We start from the raw sequence: 12,277 nt of genomic DNA on the forward strand, positions 1-12,277 counted from the left end.
GACTCTCTGCTCAATGCGGGATCGGGACACTCGGACGAAAAACGGTGGCTGCGGCCCGCCTGTCGACGGGCCGCCACTGGCATCGGCGGCGCTTGGCAACGCTCACAGCCAGGTGCAGGCGCCTTCCTCGGCGCTGTTGACGTGCCGGCGCAGGCCGGCGAAGAGCTCGCGACCCAAGCCGTGGGCGCTGTCCGCCGCGTGCGCCGCGTCGCGCGAAGCCGGGGTGCGTGCTTCCCACTCGTCGGCCGGCACCAGCGCCTCCAGCGTGCCCTGATCTGCATCGAGCCGGATCAGGTCGCCGTCGCGGACCTTGGACAGCGGCCCACCGGCGAGTGCCTCCGGGCTGACGTGGATCGCGGCCGGCACCTTGCCCGACGCGCCGCTCATCCGGCCATCGGTGACCAACGCGACCCGGAAGCCCTTGCCCTGGAGAACGGCCAGCGGCGGGGTGAGTTTGTGGAGCTCCGGCATGCCATTGGCCTGCGGCCCCTGAAATCGCACCACGGCCACCAGATCGCGATCCAGGGCACCGGCGCGAAAGGCTTCATGCAAGGCTTCCTGGCTGTCGAACACGACGGCCGGCGCCTCGATCACCTGCCGATCGGCAGGCACAGCCGACACCTTGATCACCGAGCGACCGAGGTTGCCGGTCAGCAGCCGCAGGCCGCCAGTGGCCGAGAACGGTGCACCGGCGCCGCGCAGCACCTGCGGATCCGCGCTGTGCGCCGGCGCGGCTTGCCAACGGGGCCGCCCGTCCGCTGCCAGCACCGGGACCTGGGTCTGCGACCGCAGCCCGCCCTGGGCAACCGCCGGCACATCCTCGTGCATCAGGCCGGCATCCAGCAACTCGCGGATCACGAAGCCCGGGCCCCCCGCCGCCTGGAACTGGTTCACATCGGCCGAGCCGTTGGGATAGACCCGGGCCAGCAGCGGCACCACGGCCGACAGGTCCGCGAAATCGGTCCAGTCGATCACGATGCCGGCGGCGCGTGCGACTGCGACCCAGTGGATCAAATGGTTGGTGGAGCCGCCGGTGGCCAACAGCGCGGCCATCGCGTTGACGATACAGCGCTCATCCACCAGGTGACCGATCGGGAGGTCCCGCTGGCCGGGCCGCAGACTGAGCACCGTGTTCACCGCCTCGCGAGTCAGGGCTTGTCGCAACGGCGTGTGCGGAGGCTCGAAGGCCGCGCCTGGCAGATGCAGGCCCATCGCCTCCAGCAGCATCTGATTCGAGTTCGCCGTGCCGTAGAACGTGCAGGTGCCGGGGCTGTGGTACGCGGCTTGTTCGGCGGCCAACAAGGCATCGCGACCGACCTGGCCCTGGGCGGCCTGTTCCCGCACCTTGGCCTTGTCGCTGTTCGACAGGCCCGACGGCATCGGGCCGGCAGGCACGAAGACGCAGGGCAAATGCCCGAAATGCAAGGCGCCGATCAACAGCCCGGGGACGATCTTGTCGCAGATGCCCAGCAGCAGCACCGCGTCGAACATGTCGTGCGACAGCGCGATCGCCGTCCCCATCGCGATGGTGTCGCGGGAGAACAGGCTCAACTCCATTCCGGGGTAGCCCTGAGTGACACCGTCGCACATCGCCGGCACCCCCCCCGCCACCTGGGCCGTCACGCCGAGTTTCAAGGCGGCGTCACGGATCAGCGCAGGATAGCCCTCGTACGGCTGATGCGCCGACAGCATGTCGTTGTAGGCCGTGACGATGCCGATGTTGGGCGCCTTTTCCGTCACCACGCGGAACTTGTCCGAAGCGGGTAACGCGGCAAAGGCATGCGCCACGTTGGCGCAGCCCATGCGGTCCACGCCGCGTGGCCGGCGGCGCATCGCCTCGACCTGTGCCAGGTACGCCGACCGGGTGCCTTCGCTGCGACCACGGATGCGCGCGGTGACCGCGGCGAGGACGGGATGCAAGCTGCTCATCGTGTTCCGAATCTGTAACCAACACCTTCATTATCAGGTAACTTGATTACATCGTCAAACCCATGCCGCGCGGCATGGTGACGCTTCGCAGGCCAGACCGCAGGCTAGTCGGCCGCCTGTCCGGCGCGAAGCCGCAGGCGATCCCGTGCGACAAGCAGCGCTTGCTCGGTGGCGATCGACATCAACACACCGGGATCGTCGACCTCGATGCCCAACGCCGGATACCGGGTCAGCAGGCGCAGGGCGGCATCGTCACCGGCGAGGTCGATCAACTCGGAATAGAGCTCGGGACCGTAGCCCACCGGCTGCCCGCGCCGCCCGCCGTGCTGGGCATAGACCAGCGGGTGCTCGGCGAGCGCGGCGGCGACCCGTTGCAGCGACGATGGACGCACCAGGGCCATGCCGGCCGGCAGGAGCAGCCAGCCGGCCGCAGAGGCCCGCGCCCCGACCGCCGCGGCAATGGCGCGATTGACGCCCGCCCCCCGGCCTCCTGCAGACGACGGGGTCGCGACCAGCACGTCGCGGCGGGCCACCAGCCGCGTCATGTCGTCGACCCGGTCTGGCGGGGTGACCACGAGCATCGGCAAGCCGCTGTCGATCACCTGGCGAACCGTGTGCAGCAACAGATGATGGCTGTCGCCCGCAGCCGCCGCGTCCGAGCGCCCAGGCTGCCGGCGGAGCACCGTACCGGTATCCAGCACGATCACCACGGGATGGGGCTTCAAGGTCTGCACTTCTGCTTTCCGGACATCTGGATCGAGAACCCGCATGGGCCTGACCACGAGAATCAGGGCAGGTGCTGCCCGATTCCAGTCGTACGTTCACCTAGGGCCTTGCCCTAGGCTGGCCGGTACCAGGCCGCTGCCACCCCGTACGGGGCGGGCATAAACTCGCGCCATGAACGATTTGACGGCACTGCGCAAGAGCTACGAACGGGATGAACTCGATGAGACGTCGGCTGCGGCCGCGCCCTTGCTGCAATTCGAAACGTGGCTGAAGGACGCGCTCAAGGCCGGCGTGCCCGAGCCCAACGCCATGACGGTGGCCACCGTCGGAGCCGACGGGCGTCCGTCGACCCGGGTGGTGCTGATCAAGTCCTTCGATGCGGCGGGCATCGTCTGGTACACCAACTACGACAGTCGCAAGGGACGCGAGTTGGCGGTGCACCCGTACGCGGCACTGCAGTTCCACTGGGTCGAGATGGAACGGGTGGTGCGCATCGAAGGCACGGTGGAAAAGGTGTCGGCGGCCGAGTCGGACGCCTACTTTCATTCCCGCCCGCTGGATTCACGCCTGGGGGCTTGGGCCTCGCCGCAGAGCCAGGTGATCGGTTCGCGCGCCACCCTGGTGGCGAACGCCGCCCGCGCGGCAGCCCAACATGGCTTGAACCCGCCGCGGCCGCCGCACTGGGGCGGCTTTCGCCTGCTTCCCGACACGTGGGAGTTCTGGCAAGGCCGCAAATCGCGCCTGCACGACCGCCTGCGCTACCGCTGGGACGGCGGTGCCTGGGTGCGAGAGCGGCTGGCGCCCTGAGCCTGCCGCGGGCATGGCGCCGCAGACGCTCAGCGCGTCGACAGCGATAAATCGACGCCGGGCGTCCACCCCGCCGCGCTGCCGGCCTGGGTCTTGGGAGCAGCCAGGAACAGACGGTCGTTGGTCAGGCCGCGTGCCAGCAGCGCGTCGCGCACCACCAGCGCTCGCCGCTGCGCCAGATCTCGAACTTCATCGGGCGTCACCTTGATGTTCGCTTTCAGCAGCGCTTCCATTTCGGACGGCGCAATGTCCTTCGCAAGCCCCAGCATGTTGCGCGGCTTGGCCGGCAACTTGGTGTCCGAATAGACCTGCTTGAGCAAGCGCAACCGCTCCTCGGGCGTCAGGGGCGGCGCTGGCGTATCGGTCGGCGTCCCGCTGCGCTGCAAGACCTTGCGCTGCTGAGCCAGCAGTCGGACCTGCAGTTGTGCTGCCTGCAAGGCGTCGTGTTCGGTGGTGGCGTCGGCCGTCCCGTTCAGGGTCAATTGCAAGGCCGGGCGGTCCGCCAGGGCCTGGGCGACCTTGTCGAGCACGGCCGGGGAGGTGGCCGTCGGCACGGCGGTCCCGGGCTCGAAGGGCACGACACTCAGGTTGTCGCTGCCGCCCCCCGATAGCAGGGAGAAGGGGGACGTCAGTGCCTTGGTCAGCAGGTTGACGATGACCTTGATGATCAAGCGCCCCACGCTGAACTGTGGATCGTTGATCGAGCCGCCGATCGGCAGGTTCAGGTCGATCACGCCGTTGCGGTCCTTCAGCAGGGACACCGCCAAGCGCACCGGCAGGTGGGTCGCATCCGGGCTGGCGACCGGATCACCGAAGGTCAACTGGTTCAGAACGATCTTGTTGCTCGCGTCGAGCTTGCCGTCGGGCTGGATCTTGTAATGCACGTCCATCGTCAGCTTGCCGCGCTCGATCGCGTAACCGGCATATTTGCCGGAATATGGAGACAGTGGCGACAGGTCGAGATCGCTGGCCTTCGCCTGAATGTCCAGCGCCAGGGGATGGGCCGTCGGATTCAGCGCGCCGTGCACGGCCAACTGTGCGGTTCCGGCGACCTTGCCACTCAGGTCGAGCGCAGCCATGTCGGCGGAACCCGACCGGAACCCGCCCAAGGTGCCGTTGAGTTCGGTCACCGCCGCGCTGTAGTGCGGCCGGATGAAATGGTCGGCGAAGTCAACCTTGCCGTTGAGCAATTTGACACCCCCCACCGTCAGATCCAGCGGCAAACCATCGTGCATGGCGGTGACCGTCGCCGCCGTGCTTGAGGCTGCTGAGGCAACGCTTGGTGCGGACGACGCGGGCTCGGCAGCCTGCACGGCGGCCAGATCGTTGAGGTTGAACCGGCCCTGCTCGGTGATCAGCAGCGCCGCATAGAAATCGGCCAGCGTTGCCTGCGCCATGGCCACCCGCGGCCGCTCGCCCGGCGCCAGGTCGACCTGCACACCGTCAAGCGCCAGCGCCTGCCAACTCAGCAAGGGATCGCCTGGGCCTGCGTCACCAGCCTTGGCATTGACTTGCAGATCGTTCAGACGCGCCGCGCCTTTGATCCCCAATCGCAACCCCTTTGCAGTCAGTTGCCCAGCCACGTCGCCACGCCAGTCCGCCGTCGCGTGTTGCAGCACCCAGGGCAGGCGATGCTCGAAGTACGGCGCAAGCAGATGCACCGGAAAGCGCTCGGCCTGGGCCCGACCACGCCAGGCCAGGGGCTGCAATCCGACCTGTCCGCGCCAGTCGAGCCGGCCCTTAGGCTGTTTGGCGGTACCGGGCAGCCCAAGGGTTGCACTGGCGTTCACCGCCACCATCGCCTTGGCGGCAGCGGGCCATCGCAGATCGCGCGCAGCGAACTTCACATTCATCAGGCCCATCGTCACCGGTGCGCCGCCGGTGGCTTCGTCATGCCACTGGACTTGGCCGCCAGACACGTCGGCCTCGTTGAGTTGAAGATGCCATGGCGGATCGGACGCCGAGCCCTTTGATCGAACGGGTGTGCTCGCGGCAGGGGTCGCCAGCCACTGTTGCAGGTTCAGTACCCCAGCCGCGTCACGGGCCATCGCAAACCGGGGCTGGAGCCATGCCAGACGCCCCAACGTCAGTTCACGCGCCTTCAGATCCAGCACGCCGTCGCTCAGCGCGAGCGATTGCCATTGCGCCAGCGGCCCCCCCTTGCGTCCGTTCGGGTCGACGATGCGCACCCGCTCCAGGCGCAGGCTGGGCAGCGTCAGCGCCGGCAGGCTGTCGCCTGGCGTGCCGGACCAGCGGGCCGCCAATGCCATCGACAGTTGCCCCTCGACACGTGGGCGGACGTAGTCGCGCAAATAAGGCGAGAAGCCTGCCAAGTCGCAGCCGGCCAGTTCCCCTTTGGCATCACCGCCCCGGGCATCCAAGCGAGCTTCGAGATGCAGTCGGCCCGGTGCCAGGGTCTCGCCCCCCGCCTCCTCCTTCGACGGCGAGGCCGCGCGCCCGGCGGCCATCGCTTGGCGGCCGGGCACCACCAAGGTCGCATCCAGCAAGCCGTGGGCCGCGACCTTGGGCGACAGCGGCCAGGACAGGTCGAACGCCTGCATCGCCCCGTCACGCAACAGCAGGGTCGCGCCGGGGCGCGGGGCGTCGTCACGCCAGTTCAGCGCCACGCGCTTCGCGTCGAGACGCCCGGCACGAAGATGCCAACCCGTGCCCTGCCCCGATGCCGCCGGGGCTGGCGGGGCTGGCGGCCCGGCCACGTCGGGCGCAGCGGTCGCGGGCGCGTCCTGCAGCGTCTTCAGCCAGTTCAACCGACCTTGAGCATCGCGCGAGAGGTTCAGGGTGGCGCCATTCAATCGGATCGCGCCGAGGGAGACCTGACGTCGCAACGGCTGGACATCGTCAAGATGCACCTCGATCAAGTCCAGCGCGGCCAACTCGGCCCCGGCTCGGTCCGCCAAACGAAGCCCATTGGCACTCAGATCGCCCTGCAGGATCACGGTCGGGGCCTGACCCGGAGGTGCGGCGAACTGAAGCCGAAGATCGGCGCTGAGCTTGCCGGCCGTGGGTCGCACCGGCAACTGCGCCGGCAGGTAGGGCAGCCAGTCTTCGAGGGCGATGCCGCCACTGCGCAATGCCAGCTTGGCGGAATGGTCGCGTGAGAAAGGCGTCGCCTGAGCGCCGGTATCGAACATCGCGCCATCGAGTTGGAAGGAGAGTCGCGGCTCGACCGTGATGTTGACCGCGCGGTCGTTCAGCGTCGACAGGAAGGGCAGACCGAGCCTCAGGTCCTTCAGATGGTGCTGTCGTTGCGCAGGCCGGTCATCGACATCCAGCGCCCCCCGCGTCACCAACAGGTTGTACAGCGCCAGGCGGGCAGGCCCGGTCGCAGGTTCCGCTGGCGCGGTCCTGGCAGCCTGCAGATGGGCCAGGACGTCGTCGAAGTCGTAGTGCCCCGGCGCGAGCCGGGTGACACGCAGATGAGGCGCGTCAATCCGGAGCTTGTCGATCACCGGCGCGCCGTGCCAGATCGAACTGGCCGACACGCTGGCCTCGAGTTGCGCCACGTCCAGCGCAGGCGACTGACCCGCTTGGGCCGCCGCGACCTGCAAGCCGTCGACCGACAGCGTCAACGTCAGTGGATTGACCCGGACGCTGCCCACCCGGACCGATCGACCCAGGACCTTGCTCAGCTCGGTTTGGGCGATCCCTCGCACCAGCGGAGGCAAACCCAGCCATGCCAGAAAAACAAGCAGGCTCAGTGCCACCAGCACACGGAGCGCAAGACGCCGAGCGCGTTGCCAGTCGGGGGTCCAGGCCATGTCGTTGCCCTATGAGAGAAGTACAGCAGCAGGCGCCATGACGCCGCAGTCGGGAGGAAGCGCGTCGGCCTTGGGCGCAGGCCAGACACCTCTTCAGAACGACGAAGCCCCCCGAACCGTTGACGGCCCGAGGGGCTTGTGGGCAGTTTCACTGCCCGGTGGAGATCCGGCGTTAAAGGGGCCGGGGCTCCGTAGACGCTGGAATTGCGTCTGGGGTGTTACCTCAGTGAAGAGGCAACTGAAGATTAGGCCCAACCGCGCCTGAACGCAAGGACTTTGTCCCGGTTCAAGTCAACAGGCGTTCGTAAAGCGCCTTCATGCGGGCCTCGACCTCGGCATCCATCGCGATCACACGCCCCCACTCACGCGTGGTTTCACCCGGCCACTTGTTTGTGGCGTCCAGGCCCATCTTGCCGCCCAAGCCGCTGACCGGGGAAGCGAAATCAAGATAGTCGATCGGCGTCGATTCGACCAACGTGACGTCACGCACGGGGTCCATCCGGGTGGTGATCGCCCACACCACCTCCTTCCAGTCACGAATGTTCACATCGTCATCGGTCACGACAATGAATTTGGTGTACATGAACTGGCGAAGGAAACTCCACACGCCGAACATCACGCGCTTGGCATGCCCTGGATAGCTCTTGCGAATGGAGATGACCGCCATGCGGTAGCTGCAGCCTTCCGGCGGCAAATAGAAATCGGTGATCTCGGGAAACTGCTTTTGCAGCAACGGTACAAAGACCTCGTTCAGCGCCAGCCCCAGCACGGCCGGTTCGTCCGGCGGCTTGCCGGTGTAGGTGGTGTGGTACACAGGGTCCCGCCGATGCGTGAGCCGGTCAATGCGAAACACCGGGAACCAGTCCTGCTCGTTGTAGTAGCCGGTGTGATCGCCATAGGGCCCTTCCAGCGCGTGCAGATAGCCGTTGATTTCCTTGGTGGGAACACCGTGCTCGCTGCGGCCCGCGAAGCCCGCGGCAGCGGGAGGCACGTGCCCCTCCAGAACCATTTCCGCACGCGCCGGCACCTGCAGCAGCAGATCGCCCTCGCCGACTGAACTGTCGGCGACCTCGGTGCGTCCGCCTCGCAACAGTCCGGCGAACTGGTATTCGCTCAGACTGTCGGGAACGGGCGTCACCGCCCCCAGCATGGTGGCCGGGTCGGCGCCCAACGCCACGGCGATCGGGAACGGTTGGCCTGGATTGACCCGCGCGAACTCGCGGAAATCAAGCGCGCCGCCACGATGGGCGAGCCAGCGCATGATGACTTCATTGCGCCCGATTACCTGTTGCCGGTAGATGCCCAGGTTCTGCCGCAAACGAGGGCGAGGGACATTCCGGGGACCTCGCGTGACCACCAGCCCCCAGGTGATGAGCGGTCCGGCGTCGCCGGGCCAGCAGGTCTGGACCGGCCATTGGCCGAGGTCGACCTGATCGCCGTCCAGCACGACTTCCTGGCAGAGCGGAGTACTCACCCGCGTCGGTTTCATGTCCCAGACAGCCCGAGCCATGTCCCACAGCTTGCCCGCCTCGCGCAGAGACTTGGGCGGATCGGGCTCTTTCAAGGCGGCAAGCAATCGCCCCACCTCCCGCAGTCCCGCCAGATCTTGCGCTCCCATCCCCAACGCCACCCGACGTGGCGTGCCAAACAGGTTGGCCAGCACCGGCGTTTTGTAACCAATTGTGTTTTCGAACCACAACGCGGGCCCCTCGGCCCGGAGCACGCGGTCGGCGAGCGCTGTCATCTCAAGGCGCGCCGATACAGGATCTGCGATCCGCCGAAGCTCTCCTTGCCGCTCCAGCGCCTGGCAAAAGTCACGAAGATCACGGTATTTCATATTTTTTTGTTATGTTTTTTGAATTAATCAGGGTTGACTGGTTATTTCGAGCCTTTCTACAATTCGCCCGAAGTTTCGATTACGGGTTTACCCGCGCCACTCAGAAATTGCAAGGCGCCGTGACAGGGGGACCTGCCCGCATCTGCCGTGAATCCCGCGTGCCCAGCCGCACCGATCACCCACACGGCAACCGATTATCACCACCCTCGCCCCGGCGCCGGCCCAGAGCCCGCGGGACCTTTGCGACGGGAGGTGGCCCGAAATAAAGGATGGACATGACTGGACCCCACTGGTTACAGAGCATGACCGACGCAGGACGCCGCAGCGCGAGCATCTTCCTGCGCGACGTCGGACATGGCCTGCTGGAAGTCAGCCACAACATGCTGGCCTTGCTGGGCCTGCTGGTGATTGCCGCAGCCCTGTTTGCGTTCGGCCGCGCCGACCTTCGCGACAGCATGGAGCGCCAGGCGCTGGGTTGGCTCGAGCAGCGCCACGGCGTGCACCCCGACGACGCGGCACTGACCGGTCTGCCTGACGACGCGGAGACGGCCAACCTGGTGCATGCCATGGCGACCGATCCGGCATCGTTGAGCCACCAACAGGCGGCGGTGGCCAGTTGGCTGGCCCGCCGCTACCGGGTGGCACCGGAACCGGTTGCCCGTCTGGTGCAGGAGAGCTGGAATGTGGGCAAGCGTGCCGGACTGGAGCCGACCTTGATCTTGGCCATCATGGCGATCGAGTCGAGCTTCAACCCGTTTGCCCAGAGTCCGGTGGGTGCCCAGGGCCTGATGCAGGTGATGACCCGCATCCACAATGACAAATACGCCGCCTTCGGCGGGAATCTCGCGGCCTTCGATCCGGTGAGCAACCTGCATGTGGGCGTCCTGGTCCTGAAGGAATGCATCAGTCGCGCCGGCAGCCTGGAAGCGGGACTGCGCTATTACGTCGGTGCGGCGAATCTGGAAGACGACGGCGGCTATGCAAGCAAGGTGTTGGCCGAACAGCGGCACCTGATCCAGGTGGCGGCGGGGCAAAACGTGCCGGTGTCGGTGGCCAACGTGGTTGCCGCAGCAACGCCGGCGGCCAGCGCGCCCCTCCGTTCGATCGCGGCCTCCGAACCCTTGCCCTCTCCGTCGGCGGCGCCCGGCGTCTTGACACCCCCGCCCCAGCGGGAGCAAGTCGCGTTGGCCCCCTGACCTGGGTGCCAGTGCGCGCCGATCGCCCCCGGCCGACGCTCCGCTGCCCTGGCCGGGCTACACTTACGGCCACGCGCGACTGGCGATAGGGCGCGTCAGCGGCCTCGTCGGGGTCGTGCTGGCGTGTTGCGAGGTGGATCACCACCGGGAAGCGCGGAGGCAGAGTTCTCTGCCTTTCAAAGCCGTTCGCCTGGGCAAGCTCGCTTCCGGATCACCGACCGGAAGCCGCAGCGTGAATCCGCCCCGACTTGAAGGAATTCTCATGTTCGACCGCACCCAATCGACGATCGCCAACGTCGACCCCGAGATCTTTGCCGCCATCCAGGCCGAGAACCAGCGCCAGGAAGAGCACATCGAGCTGATCGCCTCCGAGAACTACACCTCGCCGGCGGTGATGGCGGCGCAAGGCAGCCAGCTCACCAACAAGTACGCCGAGGGCTATCCCGGCAAGCGCTACTACGGCGGTTGCGAGAACGTCGACGTGGTCGAGCAACTGGCGATTGACCGGGTCAAGCAACTCTTCGGCGCCGAGTACGCCAACGTGCAACCGAACTCGGGCTCGCAGGCCAACCAGGCCGTGTTCTTCGGCCTGCTGCAGCCCGGCGACACCATCATGGGCATGAGCCTGGCCGAGGGCGGTCACCTGACGCACGGCATGCCGCTGAACATGAGCGGCAAGTGGTTCAAGGTGGTGAGCTACGGCCTGGACGCCAGCGAGGCCATCGACTACGACGCGATGGAGCGCCTGGCCCACGAGCACAAGCCCAAGCTGATCATCGCCGGCGCCTCGGCCTACGCGCTGCGCATCGACTTCGAGCGCTTCGCCAAGGTGGCCAGGGCGGTCGGCGCCTACTTCATGGTCGACATGGCGCACTACGCCGGCCTGGTGGCCGCGGGCGTCTACCCCAACCCGGTGCCGCACGCCGACGTGGTCACCTCGACCACCCACAAGAGCCTGCGCGGCCCACGCGGCGGCATCATCCTGATGCGCGGCGAAGAGGTGGCCAAGAAGATCAACAGTGCGATCTTCCCCGGCATCCAGGGCGGCCCGCTGATGCATGTCATCGCTGGCAAGGCGGTGGCCTTCAAGGAGGCGCTGTCGCCCGAGTTCAAGGCGTACCAGCAGCAGGTCGTCAAGAACGCCGAGGTGCTGGCCCGGACCCTGACCGAGCGCGGCCTGCGCATCGTCAGCGGCCGCACCGAAAGCCATGTGATGCTGGTGGACCTGCGCCCCAAGGGCCTGACCGGCAAGGAGGCCGAGGCCATCCTGGGCGCGGCCCACATGACCTGCAACAAGAACGGCATTCCGAACGATCCGCAAAAGCCCATGGTGACCAGCGGCATCCGCCTGGGCACCCCGGCGATGACCACCCGCGGCTTCACCGAAGAGCAGGCGCGCCAGACCGCGCACCTGATCGCCGACGTGCTGGACAACCCGCACGACGAGGCCAACATCGCCCGGGTGCGCGAGAAGGTGGCCACGCTGACGCGCGACTTCCCGGTCTACCGCTGAGCACCCGCCGCTGATCGCGCACCCATCTCACCCACGCCATGCGCTGCCCCTACTGCAGCCACGATGACACCCAGGTCGTCGAGACCCGCGAGTCCGACGAGGGTGACGTGGTGCGCCGCCGGCGGCGCTGCCACAAGTGCGAGAAGCGCTTCACCACGTACGAGCGGGCCGAGATCGCGCTGCCGGCGATCGTCAAGCGCAGCGGGGCGCGGGTGGAGTTCGACCCGGCCAAGCTGCGCGCTTCGATGACCCTGGCGCTGCGCAAGCGCCAGGTGAGCATTGAGCAGGTCGACGCGGCCATCGAGCGCATCCAGGACAAGCTGCTGGCCACCGGTCTGCGCGAGGTGCCATCGACGCGCATCGGCGAGCTGGTGATGCGCGAACTCAAGCGCCTGGACAAGGTGGCCTATGTGCGTTTCGCGTCGGTCTACCGAAGCTTCGAGGACGTCGACGAGTTCAGCCGGCTGATCAAGGAAATCTGAACTGCCTG

At 67.2% G+C, this 12,277-nt stretch carries 8 protein-coding genes and 1 riboswitch; of the genes, 4 read left to right on the top strand and 4 right to left on the bottom strand.

Annotated elements, in window-relative coordinates; genetic code table 11:
• Positions 1-102: 102 nt before the first annotated feature.
• The gene (gene edd, locus AC0N04_RS15760) at positions 103-1,929 is read right to left on the bottom strand and encodes a phosphogluconate dehydratase (protein WP_474283204.1); all 1,827 of its coding nucleotides are present in this window, start codon (positions 1,927-1,929) and stop codon (positions 103-105) included.
• 104 nt (positions 1,930-2,033) lie between these two features.
• Positions 2,034-2,699 carry an NTP transferase domain-containing protein gene (locus tag AC0N04_RS15765; RefSeq protein ID WP_474283205.1) on the bottom strand — a complete coding sequence of 222 codons (666 nt, stop codon included), beginning with the start codon at positions 2,697-2,699 and terminating at the stop codon, positions 2,034-2,036.
• Between the two features lie 127 nt (positions 2,700-2,826).
• On the opposite strand from AC0N04_RS15765, the gene pdxH reads away from it, so the two are divergent.
• Entirely contained in the window at positions 2,827-3,462 is a 636-nt protein-coding gene (gene pdxH / locus AC0N04_RS15770) for a pyridoxamine 5'-phosphate oxidase (RefSeq protein ID WP_474283206.1), read from the top strand.
• A 29-nt stretch (positions 3,463-3,491) separates the two neighbouring features.
• Here pdxH and AC0N04_RS15775 read toward each other — a convergent pair whose 3' ends face one another.
• Together AC0N04_RS15775 and AC0N04_RS15780 are read right to left on the bottom strand one after the other, a co-directional pair.
• Positions 3,492-7,241 (bottom strand): DUF748 domain-containing protein, encoded by a 3,750-nt coding sequence (locus AC0N04_RS15775; RefSeq protein ID WP_474283207.1) that lies wholly within the window; start codon positions 7,239-7,241, stop codon positions 3,492-3,494.
• A gap of 286 nt (positions 7,242-7,527) precedes the next feature.
• Positions 7,528-9,078: a UbiD family decarboxylase gene (locus tag AC0N04_RS15780; protein WP_474283208.1), complete on the bottom strand. Its 1,551-nt coding sequence runs from the start codon at positions 9,076-9,078 to the stop codon at positions 7,528-7,530.
• A 302-nt stretch (positions 9,079-9,380) separates the two neighbouring features.
• Between AC0N04_RS15780 and AC0N04_RS15785 the strand changes: the two genes are divergently transcribed.
• The 3 genes from AC0N04_RS15785 to nrdR all read left to right on the top strand — a co-directional run bounded on the left by AC0N04_RS15785 (position 9,381) and on the right by nrdR (position 12,269).
• Entirely contained in the window at positions 9,381-10,274 is an 894-nt protein-coding gene (locus AC0N04_RS15785; protein WP_474283209.1) for a lytic transglycosylase domain-containing protein, read from the top strand.
• A gap of 65 nt (positions 10,275-10,339) precedes the next feature.
• Positions 10,340-10,477: riboswitch (ZMP/ZTP riboswitch) on the top strand.
• Positions 10,478-10,536: 59 nt separating this feature from the next.
• On the top strand, positions 10,537-11,787 hold the full coding sequence (gene glyA, locus AC0N04_RS15790) for a serine hydroxymethyltransferase (protein ID WP_474283210.1): 1,251 nt from the start codon (positions 10,537-10,539) through the stop codon (positions 11,785-11,787).
• Positions 11,788-11,825: 38 nt separating this feature from the next.
• Entirely contained in the window at positions 11,826-12,269 is a 444-nt protein-coding gene (nrdR, locus tag AC0N04_RS15795) for a transcriptional regulator NrdR (protein ID WP_474283211.1), read from the top strand.
• Positions 12,270-12,277: the final 8 nt, after the last annotated feature.

It is taken from the genome of Ideonella sp. sgz306126, assembly GCF_056032705.1.